Raw genomic sequence first — 20,623 nt, forward strand, 5'->3', positions numbered from 1 at the left:
AACGATGAGCGGCTGTATTCCTTTATGTCCTCCATCCGTCCCCTGATCCCGCTTCTTCTCGCCGCAGGCATCCTCCTCGGCGGCAATGGGCTGCAGAGCACGCTGATCGCGCTGCGTGGCGCGCAGGAAGGGTTTTCGGCTTCCGACATCGGCCTGATGGGCACCTTCTATTTCGCCGGCTTCCTGCTCGGCTGCCTGGCCATCACCCGCATCATGAAGGCGGTGGGCCATATCAGGGCGTTTTCGGCGCTGGCGGCGATCGCCTCCGTCGGCACCTTGCTGCTCGTGCTGGTTCTCGATCCGGTGATGTGGTGCGCGGTGCGCTTTGCCGGCGGCTTCTGTTTCGCCGGATTGTTCACCATCGTCGAAAGCTGGCTGAATTCCGGCGTCACCAACCGCGACCGCGCCCGCGTGCTGGCGATCTACCGGATGGTCGATACCGGATCGGTGACATCAGCCCAGTTCCTGATTCCCGTCTTCGGCGCCGGTGGCTTCACCATCTTCGCAATCATGTCGATCATGATCACGCTGTCGTTGGTGCCGGTCTCGCTCGGCGACCGCTCCAACCCGACGCCGCCGGAAGAGGTCAAGCTCGATCTGGCCCGCGTCTGGCGGATTTCGCCTCTGGGCTGCTTTGGCTGCATCGCCGTCGGCGTCACCAACAGTGCCTTTCGCACCTTGTCGCCGGTCTATGCGGAGCAGATCGGCATGTCGGTCGGCGATGTCGTCACCTTCGTCAACGTCGGCATTTTCGGCGGCGCCATCATCCAGTATCCGCTCGGTTACCTCTCCGACCGCTGGGATCGGCGCCGGGTGCTGCTGATGACGACCTGCTGCGCGATGCTTTCGGCTCTGGCGCTGGTGTTCATCGCCGGCAGCAACCCGCTGCTCAACTTCATCATCATCTTTATCTTCGGCTGTTTCGCCATGCCGCTGTATTCGCTGTCGGCGGCACATTCCAACGACCGCGCGGATGCCGGCGAGTTCGTGCTGATCAACACCGCCCTGATGCTGTTCTACTCCTTCGGCGCTATTGGCGGCCCTTTCGCGGCCTCGACCGCGATGCAGTATTTCGGGCCAAGCGCGCTGTTCGTCTTCAGCGCCGTGGTCTACGCGATCTTCATCGCCGTCATCCTCTACCGCATGCAGGCACGCTCTGGAGTACCGGCAGGCAAGCGCAGCCGCTTCACGGCGCTGTTGCGCACGTCGACCATTTTCGCACGGCTGGCGAGGAGAAATAGCGATCCAGACAGTCCGGAAGGACCGTGACGGTGGCGCCACAGCTTGACGAAAGCCTTCCCGGCTGAAATCTAGGAAGACCCTACTCCTGCCAAAAGCGATTTGATGCACGTCATCACCACCCAGAAAGAACTCGAGACCGTTCTCGCCGCTTTCGAAAAGTCGGATTTCGTCACCGTCGACACCGAATTCATCCGCGAAACGACCTTCTGGCCAATCCTGTGCCTGATCCAGATGGCCGCGCCCGGCGTGACCGCGCTGATCGATCCGCTGTCACCTGACATCGACCTGGCTCCCTTCTTCAGGCTGATGGCCAACGAGGCGGTGGTCAAAGTCTTCCATGCGGCGCGCCAGGACATCGAAATCATCGTCCATCTCGGCGACCTCGTTCCGCACCCGGTGTTCGATACCCAGGTGGCGGCGATGGTCTGCGGCTTCGGCGACAGCGTTTCCTACGATCAGCTGGTACAGCGCATCACCGGGGCGCGGCTCGACAAGTCGTCGCGCTTCACCGACTGGCGCCATCGGCCGCTGTCCGACAAGCAGCTTGATTACGCGCTGGCCGACGTCACCCATCTGATCGAGGTCTATCAGCATCTCAACGCCGAGCTGGCGCGGGAAAACCGCGCTCACTGGCTGAATGAGGAGATGGATGTCCTGACCTCGCGGGAGACCTACGATCCGCACCCCGAGGATGCCTGGAAGCGGCTGAAGATGCGGCTTCGCAAGCCCCAGGAACTGGCGATCGTGCAGGCCGTGGCGGCGTGGCGCGAACGCGAGGCGCGCGAGCGCGACGTGCCGCGCGGCCGTGTGCTCAAGGACGACGCGATCTACGAGATCGCGCAGCAAGGACCGCGCGATGCGGCAGCCCTTGCCAAGCTGCGCACCACGCCAAAAGGCTGGGAACGCTCCTCGACGGCGACGGCATTGCTCAGCGCGGTCAACACCGCGCTCGCCCTGCCCAAGGAGCAGATGCCGAAACTGCCGAAAAACTTCCAGCCGCCCGAGGGCTCGAATGCGGCCGCGGAACTGTTGAAGGTCCTGCTCAGGATCGTCGCCGAAAAGCAGGGCGTCGCCTCGAAGGTGCTGGCCTCCAGCGATGACATCGATCGCATCGCCGCCGAGGGCGAGGATGCCGATGTGCCCGCGCTGCAAGGATGGCGGCGCGCCGTGTTCGGCGAACACGCGCTGAAGCTGGTACGCGGCGAGATCGGCATCAAGTTCGACAATCGCAAGATCGCGGTGTTCGATCTATAGGCGCCGGCCTTTCCCTCTTCCTTTTTCGAGAAGGTGATTAGCGCAGCTCATACGATCGCGAGCAAGTGCAGGGCCAGCCAGATCCAGCCCAGCGCCAGCACCACCGCGCCCAACCCGAAGGAGCGGTTGCGCACCAGCAGCTTGTTGCTGGTCAGGTGAAACCAGGCGTGAAAATAGCGCGACGCGACAAAAATCCACATCAGTGCGAGGGTGATGTAATTGACGCCGTTGGTCATGTGCAGTGTCAGGCACAGCACGTAGAAAAGCACCGGCAGTTCGAATTGGTTGATCAAATTGTTCGCGACGGTGACAGTTGAGGCCGGCTCGGTCGAACGAACCTTGTACTGGCCGACCTTGGCTTCACCCGACTTGACAGCAAAATAGCGGCGCCGGCCCATGACGATATAGACGATGTAGATCAGCAGCACGTGAGCCAGCACAGGCCAGAAGATCGTGGTCTGGTTCATGAAGCCGCCCCTGCCCTGCTCCGCTTCAACTCCGACGTCTTTGGCCTGCCAGCCAGAAAGCGGCAATGACGATGACCGGGACGGCGAGAAGCGCGAATTTGGTGACGATCAGCGCCGAGGCAAAGGACAGCGAGTCCGGGTTGGCGTAGAGGAAATCGGACAGAAGGCGCGCCACGGCGATGTTCTGGGCGTAGTCGGCGAGTGTATAGGGCAGCACCAGGATCAGCGCGAAGACCGCCTGCATCTGCGCCGGCAGCACGCGGAAATTCTTCAGGCGCCGGCCAGTTGCCAGGATCAGGCTGACCAGCGTCAGCGACAACAGCGCCGGAAACAGAAGATCGAAGGTCAGGTAGTGCCAGACCAGGATGATCTCGCTGCCGCGCCGGCCAAGCGCCGTCAGCCAGGCCATGCCTTCGTCGGGCGTGAATCCGAAATAACGCATGTCGAGCGAAGCCAGGCCCCCGCTCAGTCGACGGAAATAGAAGAACTCCATCCCCGTCATGGCGACAAAAACCGCCGCCGAGAGGAAGCAGAGCGCCCCGACATGGCGCGACAAGCGCAGCACCATGGCGGTCAAGTTCCCCCAAAGTCCGGAAGAATCAGGCTCCGCCGGGATAGTTGGGGCTTTCGCGGGTAATCGTGACGTCATGGGCGTGGCTTTCACGAAGTCCGGCGTTGGATATGCGCACAAAGGTGGCGCGGTCGCGGAAATCGGCAAGGTCGCGGCCACCAACATAACCCATAGCGGCTTTCAGCCCGCCCGCAAGCTGGTGCAGCACGCCAGACACAGGTCCTTTATAGGGAACCTGCCCTTCAATGCCTTCCGGCACCAGTTTCAGCGTGTCGCGCACCTCGGCCTGGAAGTAGCGATCGGCGGAGCCCCGCGCCATGGCGCCGACCGAGCCCATGCCGCGATAGGCCTTGAAGGAGCGGCCCTGGTGCAGATAGACCTCGCCCGGGCTTTCGTCGGTTCCGGCAAGCAGCGAGCCGATCATGGCGGCGCTGGCGCCGGCGGCGAGTGCCTTGGCGAGATCGCCGGAATATTTGATGCCGCCGTCGGCGATCACCGAGGCGCCTGATTTGTGCGCTGTCTCGACCGCCGACATGATGGCCGAAAGCTGCGGAACGCCGACCCCAGCCACAATGCGGGTAGTGCAGATGGAGCCCGGGCCAATGCCGACCTTGACGGCGTCGGCGCCGGCGTCGATCAGCGCCCGCGTGCCTTCCGCGGTGGCGACGTTGCCGGCCAGGATGCGCACGGAATTGGAAAGCTTCTTCGCCCGCGTCACCGCGTCCAGCACATGCTGCGAGTGGCCATGCGCTGTGTCGATCACCAAAAGATCGACGCCGGCCTCGATAAGACGCTCGGCGCGCTCGAAGCCGTCATCACCGACACTGGTGGCGGCCGCGGCGCGCAGGCGCCCCTGCGCATCCTTGGTCGCGTGCGGGTTGAGTTGCGACTTCTCGATGTCCTTGACGGTGATCAGCCCGACGCAATTGCCCGTTTTGTCGACCACCACCAGCTTCTCGATGCGGTGCTGGTGCAGAAGCCGCTTGGCCTCGTCCTGGTCGACGTTCTCCTTGACCGTGATCAGGTTCTCACGGGTCATCAATTCGTAGACCTTTTGCGCCGGATCGGAAGCGAAGCGCACATCGCGGTTGGTCAGGATGCCGACCAGCCGCCCGGTCTTGTGGCCACCGGCGCCGCCATTCTCGACCACCGGAATGCCCGAGATCGAATAGGTGCGCATCAGCGACAATGCGTCGGCGAGCGTGGCGTCGGGCCCGATCGTGACCGGGTTGACCACCATGCCGGATTCGAATTTCTTGACCTGCCGCACCTGCTCGGCCTGTTCAGCGGGCGAGAAATTGCGATGGATGACGCCGATGCCGCCGGCCTGCGCCATGGCGATGGCGAGCCTTGCCTCGGTGACCGTGTCCATCGCCGCCGACAGGATCGGCACGTTGAGATCGATGTCGCCGGCGATGCGAGTGCGGATGTCGGTCTGGCCGGGCATGACCTCGGAATGACCGGGCTGCAAAAGCACGTCGTCAAAGGTCAGCGCCAGTGCGCCGGTAGACGTTTCAATGATTTTTGCCATGGCCAGCCCTTTGAATGCGAAAAAGCGCTGGACCGGAATGGACAGCGCCGACTCGTTATTCCCTTTCAGGATTGGCGGTGGCTGGTAACACGTCGCGGGACGGATGAAAAGCCGATCGTTGCGTCGCTCCGCGTTCTAGTCGCCAGACTTCCCCGCTAGAGCATCAAGCAATGGGTGACGCGGCGCTGCGAAAGGACTGACGACAGTGACCGCGCCCCATGTGAAGCCGTCTTGCAGATCTTCCGAGACCAGCAGCCGACAGCCAGCTTGCGAGGCCGTGGAGAGAATGACCGAGTCCCAAATGCTGAGTCGATGATCGGTAGCCAGATCAGCGGCCATCATCATCACGTCTTGCGTCGTCGCGGCAACGGAAAATGCGTCGCTCCAGCTCAGAAGGGCATCCCGTGCCTCCAGGGGCGGTCTTCCTGCTTTGCGGACCAAAACTTTGAAGAGTTCACCAAGAACCTGAACAGGAATAACCGCGTCATCTTGCCGGAGATCGCGCAGCAATTCGAGAACGATGTCGCGCTTCTCCGCACCGTTCACCCCTTCCGCGTAAGCAAGGATATTCGTATCGAGCGCGATCTTCAATGCTCGTCCTCATAAAGCTCATCGCGCGTCCACTGCCCGGCATTCATGACAGGCTGGCGCTCAAGGCGCGACAACAACGCCGCGCGCGATCGGGCAGCCACACCCTCCTGATGATCCGCGGGCACGATCCGAGCGACCGGACGCCCGTGACTGGTCACCACGTAGCTTTGTCCTTCGCGAACGCCGCGCAGTAGGAGAGAAAACCTGCGATTGGCATCGGCCGCCGAAACACCTTTTTCCATGGCAATGTCCCATAGTAGTTATATTCACTACAATAATGACGTGTGTCGTTCCATGCAAGGTGTCCCTTGCCTGGCAGGGATCTCTGCCGGCATGGGGCATGCCAAAGCGAAAGGCCGCATCCTTGCAGTCGCACAAAAGTGACAGCAATTTAACACGACATCACCCTCTGCCCGTGATAACCGCCCTGCGTGCCGGCTTGCCCCAGCCGACGACACAGAGAATCAGTCCGGACGCGTCTTGTGAACCGCACCATTCCGCTCATATTGGCGGTCGCTCTCTTCATGGAAAACATGGATTCGACCGTCATCGCGACATCGCTACCGGCGATCGCCATCGACATCCACACCAGCCCGATCGCGCTCAAACTGGCGCTGACGGCCTATCTGGTGTCGCTGGCGATCTTCATTCCAATCAGCGGCTGGATGGCCGATCGCTTCGGCGCCAAGACCATCTTTCGTGCCGCGATTGCAGTGTTCATTGCCGGTTCGGTAGCATGTGCCCTCTCCGGTTCTCTGCCCGCCTTCGTGGTCGCGCGTTTCCTGCAAGGCATTGGCGGCGCCATGATGACCCCGGTCGGGCGCCTGGTTCTGGTACGCGCCACGCCCAAGAGCGAACTGGTCGCCGCCATGTCGTGGCTGACCGTTCCCGCACTGGTCGGCCCGCTGGTGGGTCCGCCGATCGGCGGCTTCATCACCACCTACTTCACCTGGCACTGGATCTTCCTGATCAACGTCCCGATCGGCCTGATCGGCATTTGGCTTGCCACCCGCTTCCTGCCGGAAACCGAGGCAACCGAGACGCCGCCGCTCGATTTCGTCGGCTTCGTTCTGAGCGGGCTGGCCGCTTCCGGCGTCGTCTTTGGCCTGTCTGTGGTCAGCCTGCCTTATCTGCCGCCGGCCACCGGCTTCATCACGATCGCCGTGGGACTGCTGTCGGGCGGGCTCTACCTCATGCATGCGCGCCGCGCCAAAAATCCGCTGCTGGCGCTCGAACTGTTCCGTAACCAGGTGTTCCGCTCGTCGGTGCTTGGCGGCTCGCTGTTTCGCATCGGCATCGGCGCCGTGCCCTTCCTTTTGCCTCTGATGTTCCAGATCGGGTTCGGGCTGACACCGTTCCAGTCCGGCATGATCACCTTTGTCTCGGCGATCGGCGCCATCGGCATGAAATTCGTCACCGCGCTGATCTTCCGCGTTGTCGGCTTTCGCCGCGTGCTGATCGTCGGCTCGCTGGTCGCCGCCGCATCGATCGCCATCTACGGCCTCTTCACCCCCGAAACACCTTACGCGCTGATGCTGGCCATATTGCTGGTCGGCGGCTTCATCCGCTCGATGTTCTTCACCGGCGTCAACGCGCTCTCCTATGCCGAGGTGTCGGCCGAGGATACCAGCAAGGCAACGCCGATCACGGCGGTGTTCCAGCAGCTCTCGATCGCGCTCGGCGTGGCGCTCGCCGGCGGCATTCTGGAAGTCTCGACCTCGATCCATGGCGGCCCGCTGACGCTGCGCGACTTCCATACCGCCTTCTTCATCGTGGCGGCGGTGTCGGCGGCGGCGTCGCTGTCGTTCATGCGGATGGCGCCCGACGCCGGTAACGCCGTCTCCGGCCATGGCCGGCTGACGACGCCGAAGACGCTGGAACCCGTCAGATCGCCGGGAGAGTGATAAGTCGCCGTAGAGCGATCAGCCGCGGCGTCCCCGGCCGTTCGCCATGGCTCCGGGCGCTCGAGTCCTTCGGAACGTCCACTGGACGTTCCGATCCGCCTGGCGGCGGACCGGCGGGGAGCTGGCCTTTCAGCCGTCGGCGTCCCCCGGCCCTTCGCTATGGCTCGGGGCGCTCGAGTCCTTCGGAACGTCCACTGGACGTTCCGATCCGCCTGGCGGCGGACCGGACTCTCGCCCCTTAAAATCCTTGGCCAACAGATAGAGCTCCACCGATTCATCGCGTGAGGCCGGCGGCTTGACGTGATGGACGGAGCGGAAATTCTTCTTGAGCATCGAGAGCAACTCATTTTCGGCGCCGCCCTGGAAGGTCTTGGCGAGGAAATGGCCGCCCGGCTTGAGGACCGAGAGCGCGAAATCGGCCGCCACCTCGCACAGATGCATGGTGCGGATATGGTCGGTCCGCTTGTGGCCGGTGGTCGGCGCCGCCATGTCGGACAGCACGACATCCGGATCCCCGCCCAGCGCCTCGGCCAGCCTTTGCGGCGCGTCGGCGTCCAGGAAATCCATCAGCAGCACCGGCGCACCGGGCACGGCGTCCATTTCGAGATAATCGATGCCGACGACATGCGGGTTTTCGGCCGTCGATTTCGTGCGCGCGGCCGCGACCTGGCACCAGCCGCCGGGGGCGGCACCCAGATCGATTACTTTCATGCCGGGCTTCAAGAGGTGGTGCTTGTCGTCGATCTCGATCAGCTTGTAGGCCGCGCGCGAGCGATAGCCGTCGGCCTTGGAGCGCTGGACATAGGGATCGTTGATGTGGCGCTGCAGCCAGCGGCGCGACGATTCCTTCAGCCCGCTTTTCTTCTTGATCCGCGTCTTCAGCACGCGAATGCTGGCGGACCCTGGCTTTTCCGGTTTCTTCGTCATTGCCTGATTTCTTGTTTGAGCATGATCATGATGCCCTAGCACGCCCGTCATTGCGCCAGACGCCGTCATCGGCCATCAGCTCACTCAATATTCCTTCGCGCAAGCCCCGGTCGGCGACGCGCAGCCTCTCCGAGGGCCAGACGGCGCGGATTGCTTCGAGGATGGCACAACCGGCCAGCACGAGATCGGCGCGGTCGGCGCCGATGCAGGGGTTGGCGCAGCGCTGCTGGAAATCCCAGCCGACCAGTTTCTCCACCATGCGGTCGACGCTGTCGCGGTCCATCCACAGGCCGTCGACCCGTCGGCGATCGTAGCGCTCGAGGTCGAGATGGACGCCGGCCAGCGTCGTCACCGTGCCCGAAGTGCCCAGCAGATGAAAATTCGGGCTGGCCTTGAGATGGCTCAACCGATCGCGGCCATCGAAAGCGGCCAGCCTGCCGGCGACGTCGTCGACCATGGCGGTGAATATCTCGCGCGTCACGGTGCGGCCGCCAAAGCGTTCCGCCAACGAGACGACGCCGACCGGCAGCGAGGTCCATGAGACGATGTGATTGGCCAGCCGCGGCGAACGGCGGCCGGTGAGATCGATCAGCGCGATCTCGGAAGACCCGCCACCGATGTCGAACAGGACGACGCCCTGCGTGTCGCGCTCGACCAGCGAACCGCAGCCGGAAACCGCGAGACGGGCTTCGGTCTGGCGGTCGATGATCTCGAGCTTCAGGCCGGCTTCGCGTTCGACGCGATCGAGGAACTCCACGCCGTTTTCGGCTGTTCGGCAGGCTTCGGTGGCGATCAGCCTTGCCTTCCTGATCTTGCGACCGCGCAATTTATCGCCGCAGACCTTCAGCGCCTCGACCGCGCGGTCCATCGCCGGCTGGCCGAGCCGGCCATTGGCGGTGAGCCCCTCGCCCAGCCTGACGATGCGCGAGAAGGCATCGATGACGCGAAACTGGCCATGACGCGTGGGAACGGCGACCAGCAGCCGGCAATTGTTGGTGCCGAGGTCCAGCGCGGCGAAGACGGGAAGCTCGTGCACCGGGGGCCGGCGGTGGCCTTGTTCGGGGCGAGGCAATGAGGCGGCGGGCGAGATTGTCGCCGCGGCAACAGGCTTCAAATCCACCACCGCGACATGAGCCTTGCCTTGCACCGGCGATAGATTGTCCCCTGGGCGCGCCTCGTCGCGCGCAAAAACCTTGCGTCCACGCCTTCGCTTGCGCCGTTTCTTGGGCTTGCCCTTCTGGGTCGCGTCGCCAGCCTGCCCATTCACGGAGCGAGGCTCCGTTGGGCGGCGTTGCTGCCAACCGGCTGTCCCCGGGCCTGATGGCCCCAGGGAAGCGCTGGACGCGCCCACCTCCGGCGCGCCTGCGCCGGTGTCGCGGTCTTCCACTGTCGTTCCTTCCGGCGCCGCGCGAACCGGTGAAGGACGCAGCAGGCGCTTTGGCATGTTTCAAGTTGCCGCCAGACTAACAGCGCCGTGCCCGATCACCAAGAGCCGCATGCTGAATTTTGCCGGCTGGGTGCGCGGGCCTGTTTTTGCACTGGCGTAATGCACCGGCAAGGCTGGGCTGGTAGCGCAACACCGTCGCGCCGCCCGGCAAACAGGGATGGCATCAGGCGCGACAAGTGTTCGCGGTTGAATAGCCGGCTTCAATAAGGCATTTCTGAAATGAATGGGGAATCCGGGGCGGACGGCCTCTCGATGGAAAGGAAGCGGATACGCAACGCATGGCAGTCGGGCAATGAACTGGAAACGCTATTTCTGGCCGGTCGTCGGCATCGGCGCGGTGATCTTCTCGCTGCTGCTGCTCTGGCATGAATTGCGCGGCATCTCGCTCGACGACGTCTGGGACGGGCTGGCGGCCATTCCAACTCGTGGCTGGATCCTGGCGGGTTTGAGCTCGGTCGTCGCCTATGCCGCGCTCGCCGGCTACGATCACATCGCGCTGCTGCATATTGGCAAGAAGGTGTCGTGGCTGTTCGTGACGCTCTGCTCCTTCACCACCTACGCGCTGTCGCACAATATAGGCGGCTCGGTTTTCTCCGGCGCCGTCATCCGCTACCGTGCCTACGGCACAAGGGGGCTGACCGGCCAGGAAGTCGGCGTGCTGGTGGCGATCTGCTGGATAACCTTCGTACTGTCGACGTTACTGGCCTCCGGCCTTGTGCTGGTGTTCGAGCCGCAGATCATCGACCGCTTTTCCGGCATTGCCCATCACGGCCTGTCGAAGGCGGCAGGCATTGCGATGCTGGTCCTCATCGCAGCCTATGCATTCGGCAGTTGGCTGCACCTGCGCCCGCTGAGGATTGCCGGCTTTCAGTTGCACTATCCGGCGCTGCCGATCGTCGCCAGGCAGTTGCTGATCGGCCCGATCGAACTGCTCGCGGCCGCGGCGATCATCTTCTTCGCCCTGCCCGAGGTGCACAATCCCGGCTATTTCGTCGTGCTGGGCGTCTTCCTGGTCTCCTTCTCGGTCGCCCAGATTTCGCACGCGCCAGGCGGCCTCGGCGTTTTCGAGGTGGTGTTCCTGGCCGGGCTTTCCGACATGGACCCGGTCGGCGTGGTGGCGGCGCTGCTGGTGTTCCGGCTGTTTTATCTCATCGTCCCGCTGTTTCTGGGCCTGGGCATCGTGCTGTTCTTCGAACGCTCGCAGTTCAGCCGCAAGGAGAGCTGAGGCTTGGAGGTTCGCACGCCACGGGAAAAGCTGGCGTTCGAAACCGGTGACAAAACCTGGCAATTGAACCGCAAAGCAGACTTGACTATTTTCCACTGGCGGCTACAAGGCAGCGCTCAAGCGGCTCAGCCGTTCAGCCCGCGCGATTTTCGCCTTTATGGCGATAGTCACGCCTGCTGGGGAATAGGTTAACGGTAGACCCACGGACTCTGACTCCGTTAGTCCTGGTTCGAATCCAGGTTCCCCAGCCACACCTCTTTAATCGTTGTTTTTCAGTTTCGCCCCGGCCGGCTCGCATGAGGCCGCCGCAGCTGCCGATCCTGCAAGTCCACGAGGTGAGATTGTCGTTCGCAGGAAGCTGACGCGTGGGCGCGTGCTGCCATTCTTCGAGGGCCTGCCACGCTACCTGGTCGGGATCGAAGCCTGCAGCTCATTGCGTTGTTGGGCGAGAATTGACTGCACGTGGCCATGACGTGCGGCTGCTGTCGGCACAGTATGTTGAAGCCCGTACTCCATGGTCGTGTAACTTCATCGTGACCCGATCTCCAGGGAGGAACAATCGGAATGAACTCCAAGTTGGGGGCCAGCCAAACAGCTTGAGGCAGACCACGACCAACCAATGGAGCATGTCATGAGATTTCCACGCTGCACGACCACCGCGGCCGCCGCTTTGATGTTCGCGGCCTTCCCCGCGCTCGCCCAGACGAACGGAACACCTGCACCAACCCCGGCGACCCAACAGCCCGGAACTGGGCAACTGCCGGATGTGAGCGGACAGACGGGTGGGCCGACGCATGAAATGATTCGCCAGATGATTGAGCAAGCCGTCCAGGAGAGAATGCAACAGGATCGGAGCTCTAACGAAGGTAACAATCGGCAAGAGGAGGGTGACAACCGTCAAGAGGAAGCTTCCCGTCATGGAGACGGTTGGCAGCGGCACCGCAATGGCGGCCCGGCCGGTGAGCATGGAATGGTCGGAAATCATGGTCCTCGCATGATGCGCGGCACCGGGATGCGACTTGTACTGGCGCTTCTGGACACGGATGGTGACGGATCGCTGTCCGAGAACGAGGTCCAGGAGGCTGTCGGCAGAATCTTCTCTGCAATCGACCAGAACGGTGACGGGAAGATCGACATGGATGAAATCCAGTCCTTCTCGCATGGCTCTGGCGGTCGTGAAGAAATGCCGTGATTGGCTAGTGTCTTAGCTTGAAATCCGGCTAGTCAAAAAGCGGCTCGGAGTTTGGCGAACGCCACAGGCGCCATGAGGCGCTTTGGGGAGAGGCAATACGGCCGTCGGCGCGTTCTCCCCCCGAGCACGCTGCCGGTTCCCAATCGCCCATCCAGTGACTTGAGGTCAAGTTGATCGGGGCATCCGGCCAGATGTCCTCACATGGATCCTTTCAACGCAGTCATCCGTAAAGCAGCCGGATCGGGCGAGGCCCGGGCCAGCCGCCAGGACTCGCAGACACAGTCGGACCAGCCCGTCACCGACAAGCCTTCCATCAAGAACTGCAGTGTTACTTTACCAGCAGCGCGCCGTGTTTCGCCCAAAGTTGCTCACATTGCTTCGCCCTCAAGCATGGCGCTCCCGCAACTCCATGAAAGATTATCGCAGAACGAACGTCGTAGCCCAATACCGACGCGTTGGCCAAAAAGTGAACTGCCTCTCCAAGACGGCGAAGTTCAAGGGCGGCTTCTTTCTTGTTCGCTGCGTCGAATACACCGAGGACCTGCACTTCATCATCGCGTGAGGCCAATACGGCGGCCATGGCCTCGTCACTCATCACCCCCACGACTGTTCACGCGGTTGCTGCTGAAGAAACCCACCGCTACCCAGTACGCTGATGCTCGATGCATGCCGGCAACGGTTTCTTCTTTCATCGTCGCTGGCTCTTGCCGAGAGCCAAATAGCGGCGGCCTTTGTCAGACCAATGAGGCACTCACCTGCAAACTCGGCCGGTTCGTCGCTCGTGGTGTCGAATACCGCCCATGTGTCGCACGGTTCCAGAACGGGTAAGAATTTCATATTAGTCTCCGCTAATTTTTCTCCCAACATTAGCGGAACCACTTTGTTCCTGGAGCTTCGATGCCGTGCTCACGCGTACCCGTCTCGACGGATGCCGGCAGCGAAGGGCCTCGCCGGCGAGCGGTCGCGTCCAGGGCCGTGACTCTCAAGCGTGGACAACCAGGAGGCGTAGAACCGTTGACGTCGCTTTGATCGGACTGGCCTCTGGAGATCGATGCGATGCCCTACCAGCAGGACATGCAAGCAGCGCCATCCAGCCGGGTCGTATACAGCTTGGTTAACAACCATCGGCCCTTAGCGATTTTACCATGCGAACGACAATCGGATCGTAGGGGAGCTTTTCGTCACGATTGTAGGTGGCCGTAAACAGTGCTGCGCGGCCGTCGCAGACTTTGACGGCCCGGACATACAGTATCTGACCGTCCTTCAGCCCAGAATAGCTGGCCCATTGCGGCGTCACTCGCTTATAGGTCAACCTCCAGCCGTCGTGCTCATTCACTGCCATGCGATGCTCTATCTCGGTGCGAAAACTCGCCTTGCCGAGTTGCGCCCCCCATACTGCGAGAAACGCTTTGTTTTTGCCCTCGAAGGCTGCCCCTTGGTCGGAGCGCTGGGTAAGTACAAACCCCGGGGGGACATCGAACACGAAGCCGAGATGTTTGATCCCGAAGCCCTGCCATCCCTGAGCACCGAGCAGCGACGTGGGCACCATGGTGACAAGTAAACTCAGCAGAATATGGGGACCATATCTCATAGCCTGTTCCTATTGCTTCGGCGTCCCGCTCCCGGTCCGTGGCACGTCGTCTAGTAGGGTCGGCTCGACCGAGTCGTTCGTTCGGTGATCTGCTGGCAGCTTGCCGTTTGGGGTCATCTGGTTAACGGCGTCCGGCAGATCCCTGGTGATCCTCGCAATGAGCTCCTCGCGCGAGAGGCCAGTCTGCGTTGAAAGTGCCTCCAGCGTCTGCGCGTCAATAGCCTTTTCCACCTCATGAGGCTCGATCGGCTCGTTCGGCCCGGTGCCAACCCAGGAGTCCACCTTCGGGCCAGCACCTGCATTTTTAAAACGGTCGAGAATATCGCCAAGCGCGGTGCCGGCAACGCCCCTGGACACCTGGTCCAGTATCCCCCCTTGCGGATTGTTTGCATCGCGCTCTCCCGCTCCACGGATCATCTCTGCGATCTTGTCGCGGTTTTGATAAGCCAAGACCCCCAGCATAGCGATCGCAAGTCTTCCAAGATTGGCCACTCGTTCCTCCTGTGGTCTCGAGCTTGGAGAAGCTCTCGGCCTGCCAAAAGTTCCGCATTGGCCACCAAACCTTAGGCAGAGCTTGGAAATCGACCGAGCTTGGCTTCGCAGTGCGGACACTGATAGGTCAGATCTCTGTCGAGCAGGCGACTTACAAGCTGTTGCGGACTACGTCCGCTTTCAGGCAGTGCGACGGGATGCTGAGTGGCCGATGAGGCGCAAAGCTGCCAATCACATTTGGATACCTCCGGACGTGCACATGAGGTGGGCAAACGCGCCAGGAAGTCGATGCCTCACAAACCCGAATCTAGTATCCTACTTTGTCCATAAGCACCCGCAATTCAGGCTGAGGCGCGACCCAGAAAGTTTGAAAAGCTTCCAGGAACCCCAGCCAAGCATTTTTCAATGAAAATGGTCACTTAGCGAAAATCGGAACCGGAACACTTTTCTGGTGCATAAATCCGGCACATCGCTGTCGCTACGCTTCGCGAACGAATCCTGCATAAGGCCCCCTGATGGTCACTGACACCGAGTTCATCGTCGAAAGCATCAGCCAAGGCTGCGTGATGCTTGCCGATGGCGAGTTCTTTATCGACAGGCTGGTGAAGTATGTCGGCAATGGGAGGATCCGCTGGCATGTCGAATTCCGTGGACATCGCATCGAGCTGACGACCGGCCAGCTCAAGAAGCAGCCTACCTTCCGACGGAAGATGCTCGAACAGGCCGGCGTGCTGCCGCCCCAGCGTCCCGGGGCCAACTACAGGCGATGGGCCATCGATCTGAGGAGGAACGCCATCGAGCTTCCCTGGCGGGAGAGACCGGTCGATGCCGGTTTCGCCGTAGAAAGGCTTGCCGGCCATGGAGGCGACCGCTGGACGGTTGAATATCAAGGCAAGGCTATCAAGTTCACGACGACCAAACTGCGCAGGCAAACCAGCTTCAGCAAGAGGATGCTGCTGAAGGCCAAGGTGCTGCCGCCCCGGATGGACCCGGTTGCCTATCGGAAGTGGGTGGATTGGCTGATTCAAAACGCCACCGAGGCCGCACCGCGGGCCGGCGATGCCGTGATGACCGAGAAAAGTTGGCTTGACGACCTGCCGGAGTTAGGCGGCTGGCAAGACGAAGCGGCGCCCGAGGCAACCGACTAGGACGGCGCGCTGCCGCTCTTCACATTCACCCCAAAACCATGGTGTTTGCCATGGCTACGAATTTCGGAACACATTGATGGCGAAGAATCTGGCCAGGGCTTGGCTCGCGGCGAACCGGACTTGAATGAGACCCATGGATCGCTTCAATCTCGGCGCTTACCGCCGCCCGATCTCCACCCGCTCCTCCGAGACCCAGCGCTGGTTCGACATCGGTCTGAACTGGTGCTACGGCTTCAACCATGAGGAAGGCATCAAGTGCTTTGAGAAGGCGCTGGAGACCGATCCGGACTGCCCGATGGTTCATTGGGGCATCGCCTATGCAGCCGGGCCTTTCTACAATCTGACCTGGAAGGAGCATGGCGAGGCCGAGGCAAACAGCGCGACGAAGCGTTGCTTCGAGCATGCCCAGCTCGCGCGCGCCAGTGGGGCTGCAGCCAGCGAGGTCGAAAGGCAATTGATCGAGGCATTGGCCTGCCGTTTCCAGAAACCGCACCGGGTGACGCCACAGGAATTCGAGCAATGGGACGACGCCTATGCCGCCACGATGCGGCGGGTCTATCAGAGTTTCCCGACGATCACGATGTGATGGCGCTTCTCGTCGAGGCGCTGATGATGCGCACGGTGCGGCGCCTGTGGAACCTCAAGACCGGTGAACCGGCGCCGAATTCCGATGTCGTCGAGGCGCTGGAGGTTTGCGAGCGGTCAATCCGGCTCGCAGACGAAGCCGGCATCACGCAGCATCCGGCGATCGTCCACCTGCACATCCATCTGCTGGAAATGTCGACCCAGCCGGAGCGCGGCATGCGCTCGGCCGATCTGCTCGGCGAGATGTGCCCCGATGCCGGGCACATGAACCACATGCCGGGGCATATCTATGTGCTGTGCGGCGAGTATGAGAAGGCGAAGCTCGCCAGCGAAAAGGCGGTTCGGGCCAACGACCTTTATCTCGCCTACGCCAATGAGCCGACCTATTATCTGCTCGGCTGCTGCCACGATCTGCACCTGATGATGTTCACCTGCATGTTGTCGGGCCAGTACCAGCCGGCGCTGTGGGCCGCCGACAAGGTGCGCAGCCTGGTGACGCGCGACGTGGTCGCCATCCAGGATCGGCCCAAACTCACCCAGACCGTGGAAGGCTATCATGCGATGAAATCGCACGTGCTGGTGCGCTTCGGTCGCTGGCGGGAAATCATCGGCGAGCCGGCAACCGAAGAGCCCGGCCTCTATACGCTGACGGCGGCCATGCAGCATTACGCCAAGGGCGTGGCGCATGCGACGCTGAGGCAATTCACCGACGCCGAGCGCGAGCGTGAACGCTTCCACCAGCATCTCGAAGGCATTCCAGCCGAGCGGCGTTTTCTCAGCAACCCGGCCCGCGCCTCGCTCGCCGTCGGTGCCGCCTTGCTCGACGGCGAGCTTGCCTATCATCAGGGCCTGCACGAGCAGGCCTATGGCCATCTCAGGCACGCGGTCGAGCTGGACGACAATCTGTCCTACACCGAGCCGTGGGCGTGGATGCACCCGCCGCGCCATGCGCTGGCGGCGCTGCTTCTCGACCAGGGCCACGCGCAAGAGGCCGAGCAGGTCTATCGCGACGATCTCGGCCTGAGCGGCAATGTGCAGCGCTGCGCCCGGCACCCGGACAATGTCTGGGCGCTGCACGGGCTGGTGGAATGTTTGGGGCGGCGCGGCGAGAGCCAAGAGCTGCCTGCACTGCAGGCAAAACTCGCCACGGCGCTGGCCAAGGCCGATGTGCCGATCAGCTCATCGTGCCTGTGCCGGACGGGCGTGCAATCGGCACTCAGCTGTTGTCCTTGATGCCCATCGCACCCTTCCCGGGCAGTTCAATCATGGAATGCTGAAGGGCACCGATTCAGCAACCGTTCCATCGATGGCCAAATCAACCCGATAGGTGCCCTCCGGCCATCCCGCCGTGGGTTTGCTGAGTTGTGAATCAGCCTGATTGTTGGCTCCTACGTCGAGGTCGACCTTGTCGATCGTATAGTTTTCCGGCGCGGCACCGTGGGAATCAACCGAGACCCAGGAGAATGTGATTTTCGAGGTTGGCGCGATATCCACAAGGTCAGCCGAGACGTAGATCACCGGTGTCTCGACAGGGAAGTTGCTCTGAGGCGTTCCCCCGTCCTTCGTCGCGGAAAGGACGATATTGGTGAAGCCCGCCGCCTGGACCGGCATACCGAAACCGAGCGCCGCCAAGGCGGCAATGGCTAGAACCAGAGCTGATTTCAAGACTTATTTCTCCTCGGGCTTGGTTTCTGGCCCGCAAATCGGGGGCGAATTGGTTGAGGACGGGTGCCCTCAGCCCAGCCATTTGTCGTAGTCCGCCACCAATAGATGCAGGGGCGGTGTGTCTTCCTCGATATCGGCGAAACGGCCGATCGGCTCGCGGAAGACGTTGTCCGTGCGATCGTCATTGACGGTCGACACCTCGCCGATCAGGACATCCTTGCCCTCGGCCCAGAAGGCGTGCCAGACGCCGGGCAAGAGCGTGACGCTTTGGCCCGGATCGAGCTTCAGCAGTCCGCCCGCCGGCAGCCTGTGGATGGTTCCGTCGACCGGCACCGATACTTCGGCCTTGGGGTCGATGCCGCCGTCGCGATCATGCATGAACAGTTCAAGCACCAGCTTGCCGCCGCCGCGGTTGATGATGTCCTCGGCCTTGATGTTGTGGCGGTGCATCGGCGACATCTGCTCCTTGCGCGAAATCATGATCTTCTCGGCATAGAGCATGCCCATGCCCTTCTTCATGTCCTCGTAGCGGCCGTTGCGAACGGTGAAAAGGAACAGGCCGAGATCGTCGAACTTGCCCTGGCCGTAGTCGGTGATGTCCCAGCCGAGCCGCGAGGTGAAGATGGCCGAGGAATCGACCTGGCGCGCCTTCATCTCTTCCGGCGACCAGTAGGCGAAGGGCGGCATGATATAGCCGAACGAGCGGATGAAAGCGTCGGCTTCGCGGATGATGTCGTTGATGGCGGAGCGTTTCATGATGATGACCCTCGTGTCGATTTTTCCGACAATCGCATAGCCGAACGCCGGTGCGGTGTCGATCCATCTTGCCTGATCGAGCCCTGCCTGTTCGAGCCTTTCGCGCGCCAGTCATGGCCAACAGATCGCGGCCCGCTGGCCGCGTGACATCGCTTGCTTTGAGGCTCATAACCCCTTGCGAATTGCACAGGGATAGCCGATGCCGACCATCCATGACCTCGATACGCCTTCGATCCTGATCGACGTCGCACGCGCCGAAGCCAACATTGCTCGTGCACAGGCTCATGCCGACAAGAACGGACTGAAGCTCAGGCCGCACATCAAGACGCACAAGCTGCCTTATTGGGCGAAGAAGCAAATGGCGGCAGGTGCCGTCGGCATCACGTGCCAGAAGATCGGCGAGGCCGAGGTAATGGCCGACGCCGGGCTGACCGATATCTTTCTTCCCTACAACATCCTGGGGCGCGCCAAGCTCGCGCGGCTGAAGGCGCTGCATGGCCGCGTGACCCTGTCGGTCACGGCCGACAGCATGGACACGCTGGAAGGGCTCGCGGCAGCTTTCACCGATGCCGGCCATCCTCTGTCCGTGCTGGTCGAATGCGACACCGGCATGGGTCGCTGCGGCGTACAGACAGCCAATGAAGCAGTGGCGCTGGCAAGGCTGATCGACAAGGCTGGTGGCCTCACCTTCGGCGGACTGATGACCTATCCGGCCGCCGGCCGCGCGGCTGAAGCCGAAGCCTGGCTCGCCACCGCCAAGCAGGCGCTGGCTGCCTCGGGGCTTGCCTGCGAGCGCATCTCCAGCGGCGGCACGCCTGATATGTGGCGCTCCGTCGACGCATCCGTCGTCACGGAGTATCGCCCGGGAACCTACATTTATCTCGATCGCTACCAGGTCGCCAAAGGCGTCGGCACCTTGGACGATTGCGCGCTGACGGTGCTCGCAACCGTGGTCAGCCATCCGTCAGCGACGCGCGCCATTCTCGATAGCGGCAGCAAGGCCCTGTCCAGCGATACGCTAGGGCTAAAGGATTTTGGAGAGTTGATGGGCGTCCCCGGAGCACTGGTGACGGGCCTGAGCGAGGAGCACGGCACGGTCACGCTTTCCGGCGACGGCAGGCTGCGCATTGGCGAACGCGTGCGCGTGGTGCCGGACCACTGCTGCGTCGTCACCAACCTGTTCAACGAGGTCAATCTGATAGACGGCGAGAAGGTTCTCGAAACGCTGCCAGTGGCGGCTCGCGGGCTGATGACATGAGGTTTTAGACCGGACGCTCCGCCTGCCGCGCCGCCACCCGCCGCATGGCTATCACCCGGCGGCGGCGGATTTCGGTGCGCATTGCCATCAGGTGCAGCGCGAAGAACAGCACGGTAAAGCCGAAAGCCATCACCAGCAGAGGCCAGAGCAGGCTCGGGTCGATGGTAGGGCCGCCGAGCCGGAACACCGAGGCAGGCTGGTGCAGCGTGTTCCACCAGTCGACCGAGAATTTGATGATCGGGATATTGATGAAGCCAACCAGCGTGATGATAGCGGCGGCCCAGGCGGCGCGGCTGGCATCATCCAGCGCACGGGTCAGCGCAATGATGCCGAGATACATCAGGAACAGCACGAAGACGGAAGTCAGGCGGGCGTCCCACACCCACCAGGTGCCCCACATCGGCTTGCCCCAGATCGAACCGGTGATCAGCGCCAGCGCGGTGAACACCGCTCCAATGGGTGCGGCCGATTTCAGCGCGACATCGGCCAGCGGATGGCGCCAGACCAGCGTGCCAAGCGCGGAGACCGCCATCAGCGTGTAGCACATCATGGCGAGCCAGGCGAAAGGCACGTGGATGTACATGATGCGAACGGTGATACCCTGCTGGAAATCCTCGGGCGCGGTGAAGCTCATATAGAGGCCAATCGCGAGGGTGAGCGCGGCGAGCGCCGCCAGCCACGGCACAAGCTTGTCTGCAAGCCCGACGAACCGCGTTGGATTGGCGAGATCGGTCAAGCCGCTCAGGCGTGAGGTGATGTCACTCATGCGACTTTACA

21 protein-coding genes, 1 tRNA gene and 1 pseudogene are annotated in these 20,623 nt (G+C 62.2%); 10 read left to right on the top strand and 13 right to left on the bottom strand.

Features of this window, described 5'->3' with window-relative positions:
- Positions 1-24 precede the first annotated feature (24 nt).
- Both FJ943_RS09060 and rnd read left to right on the top strand, forming a co-directional pair.
- A complete protein-coding gene (locus FJ943_RS09060; protein ID WP_140720799.1) occupies positions 25-1,269 on the top strand; it encodes an MFS transporter in 1,245 nt (414 codons plus the stop codon).
- 75 nt (positions 1,270-1,344) lie between these two features.
- Entirely contained in the window at positions 1,345-2,496 is a 1,152-nt protein-coding gene (rnd, locus tag FJ943_RS09065; RefSeq protein ID WP_140720801.1) for a ribonuclease D, read from the top strand.
- A gap of 47 nt (positions 2,497-2,543) precedes the next feature.
- Here rnd and FJ943_RS09070 read toward each other — a convergent pair whose 3' ends face one another.
- From FJ943_RS09070 to FJ943_RS09090, 5 genes are all read right to left on the bottom strand, one after another.
- Positions 2,544-2,963, bottom strand: a complete 420-nt coding sequence (locus FJ943_RS09070; protein WP_140720803.1) for an MAPEG family protein — start codon at positions 2,961-2,963, stop codon at positions 2,544-2,546.
- A 25-nt stretch (positions 2,964-2,988) separates the two neighbouring features.
- Positions 2,989-3,531 carry a hypothetical protein gene (locus tag FJ943_RS09075; RefSeq protein ID WP_181174521.1) on the bottom strand — a complete coding sequence of 181 codons (543 nt, stop codon included), beginning with the start codon at positions 3,529-3,531 and terminating at the stop codon, positions 2,989-2,991.
- 31 nt (positions 3,532-3,562) lie between these two features.
- Complete coding sequence (gene guaB / locus FJ943_RS09080) at positions 3,563-5,065, bottom strand: IMP dehydrogenase (protein WP_140720809.1); 1,503 nt, start codon at positions 5,063-5,065, stop codon at positions 3,563-3,565.
- A 135-nt stretch (positions 5,066-5,200) separates the two neighbouring features.
- Positions 5,201-5,656 (bottom strand): PIN domain-containing protein, encoded by a 456-nt coding sequence (locus tag FJ943_RS09085; protein ID WP_140720812.1) that lies wholly within the window; start codon positions 5,654-5,656, stop codon positions 5,201-5,203.
- A complete protein-coding gene (locus FJ943_RS09090) occupies positions 5,653-5,898 on the bottom strand; it encodes a type II toxin-antitoxin system prevent-host-death family antitoxin (protein ID WP_140617089.1) in 246 nt (81 codons plus the stop codon). The genes FJ943_RS09085 and FJ943_RS09090 overlap by 4 nt, the downstream gene beginning before the upstream one ends.
- 240 nt (positions 5,899-6,138) lie before the next feature.
- Here FJ943_RS09090 and FJ943_RS09095 point away from each other — a divergent pair, with 240 nt between their 5' ends.
- Positions 6,139-7,560, top strand: coding sequence for an MFS transporter (locus tag FJ943_RS09095; protein WP_140720815.1), 1,422 nt, complete (start codon positions 6,139-6,141; stop codon positions 7,558-7,560).
- Positions 7,561-7,689: 129 nt separating this feature from the next.
- Here the strand turns inward: FJ943_RS09095 and FJ943_RS09100 are convergent, their stop codons facing one another.
- Together FJ943_RS09100 and FJ943_RS09105 are read right to left on the bottom strand one after the other, a co-directional pair.
- On the bottom strand, positions 7,690-8,487 hold the full coding sequence (locus tag FJ943_RS09100; RefSeq protein ID WP_140720818.1) for an RlmE family RNA methyltransferase: 798 nt from the start codon (positions 8,485-8,487) through the stop codon (positions 7,690-7,692).
- A gap of 25 nt (positions 8,488-8,512) precedes the next feature.
- Positions 8,513-9,874 (bottom strand): Ppx/GppA phosphatase family protein, encoded by a 1,362-nt coding sequence (locus FJ943_RS09105; RefSeq protein WP_140721017.1) that lies wholly within the window; start codon positions 9,872-9,874, stop codon positions 8,513-8,515.
- Positions 9,875-10,226: 352 nt separating this feature from the next.
- Here FJ943_RS09105 and FJ943_RS09110 point away from each other — a divergent pair, with 352 nt between their 5' ends.
- From FJ943_RS09110 to FJ943_RS09130, 4 genes are all read left to right on the top strand, one after another.
- Positions 10,227-11,159 carry a lysylphosphatidylglycerol synthase domain-containing protein gene (locus tag FJ943_RS09110; protein WP_140720821.1) on the top strand — a complete coding sequence of 311 codons (933 nt, stop codon included), beginning with the start codon at positions 10,227-10,229 and terminating at the stop codon, positions 11,157-11,159.
- A 3-nt stretch (positions 11,160-11,162) separates the two neighbouring features.
- Positions 11,163-11,351, top strand: a complete 189-nt coding sequence (locus FJ943_RS09115; protein ID WP_140720824.1) for a hypothetical protein — start codon at positions 11,163-11,165, stop codon at positions 11,349-11,351.
- Positions 11,337-11,410, top strand: a tRNA-Gln gene (locus FJ943_RS09120). Before FJ943_RS09115 ends, FJ943_RS09120 begins: the two co-directional genes overlap by 15 nt.
- Before the next feature lie 380 nt (positions 11,411-11,790).
- Positions 11,791-12,351, top strand: coding sequence for an EF-hand domain-containing protein (locus FJ943_RS09130; RefSeq protein WP_140720827.1), 561 nt, complete (start codon positions 11,791-11,793; stop codon positions 12,349-12,351).
- Positions 12,352-12,679: 328 nt separating this feature from the next.
- On the opposite strand, the gene FJ943_RS09135 is transcribed toward FJ943_RS09130, so the two are convergent.
- From FJ943_RS09135 to FJ943_RS09145, 3 genes are all read right to left on the bottom strand, one after another.
- Entirely contained in the window at positions 12,680-12,946 is a 267-nt protein-coding gene (locus tag FJ943_RS09135; RefSeq protein WP_140720830.1) for a hypothetical protein, read from the bottom strand.
- Between the two features lie 519 nt (positions 12,947-13,465).
- Positions 13,466-13,942: a hypothetical protein gene (locus tag FJ943_RS09140; RefSeq protein ID WP_140720833.1), complete on the bottom strand. Its 477-nt coding sequence runs from the start codon at positions 13,940-13,942 to the stop codon at positions 13,466-13,468.
- A 9-nt stretch (positions 13,943-13,951) separates the two neighbouring features.
- Positions 13,952-14,434 carry a YidB family protein gene (locus FJ943_RS09145; RefSeq protein WP_140720836.1) on the bottom strand — a complete coding sequence of 161 codons (483 nt, stop codon included), beginning with the start codon at positions 14,432-14,434 and terminating at the stop codon, positions 13,952-13,954.
- A gap of 515 nt (positions 14,435-14,949) precedes the next feature.
- Between FJ943_RS09145 and FJ943_RS09150 the strand changes: the two genes are divergently transcribed.
- Both FJ943_RS09150 and FJ943_RS09155 read left to right on the top strand, forming a co-directional pair.
- Positions 14,950-15,582, top strand: a complete 633-nt coding sequence (locus FJ943_RS09150; protein ID WP_140720838.1) for a hypothetical protein — start codon at positions 14,950-14,952, stop codon at positions 15,580-15,582.
- Positions 15,583-15,715: 133 nt separating this feature from the next.
- Positions 15,716-17,400 (top strand): annotated as a pseudogene (locus tag FJ943_RS09155) (hypothetical protein).
- 30 nt (positions 17,401-17,430) lie between these two features.
- On the opposite strand, the gene FJ943_RS09160 reads toward FJ943_RS09155, so the two are convergent.
- Entirely contained in the window at positions 17,431-17,832 is a 402-nt protein-coding gene (locus tag FJ943_RS09160) for a hypothetical protein (RefSeq protein WP_140720841.1), read from the bottom strand.
- A gap of 69 nt (positions 17,833-17,901) precedes the next feature.
- On the bottom strand, positions 17,902-18,588 hold the full coding sequence (locus FJ943_RS09165; RefSeq protein WP_015318300.1) for a D-lyxose/D-mannose family sugar isomerase: 687 nt from the start codon (positions 18,586-18,588) through the stop codon (positions 17,902-17,904).
- 199 nt (positions 18,589-18,787) lie between these two features.
- Between FJ943_RS09165 and FJ943_RS09170 the strand changes: the two genes are divergently transcribed.
- Complete coding sequence (locus FJ943_RS09170) at positions 18,788-19,846, top strand: D-TA family PLP-dependent enzyme (protein WP_140720844.1); 1,059 nt, start codon at positions 18,788-18,790, stop codon at positions 19,844-19,846.
- A 4-nt stretch (positions 19,847-19,850) separates the two neighbouring features.
- On the opposite strand, the gene FJ943_RS09175 is transcribed toward FJ943_RS09170, so the two are convergent.
- A complete protein-coding gene (locus FJ943_RS09175; protein ID WP_140717704.1) occupies positions 19,851-20,612 on the bottom strand; it encodes a heme ABC transporter permease in 762 nt (253 codons plus the stop codon).
- Positions 20,613-20,623 lie beyond the last annotated feature (11 nt).

Source organism: Mesorhizobium sp. B2-3-10 (assembly GCF_006442275.1).
Classification (GTDB): Bacteria; Pseudomonadota; Alphaproteobacteria; order Rhizobiales; family Rhizobiaceae; genus Mesorhizobium; species Mesorhizobium australicum.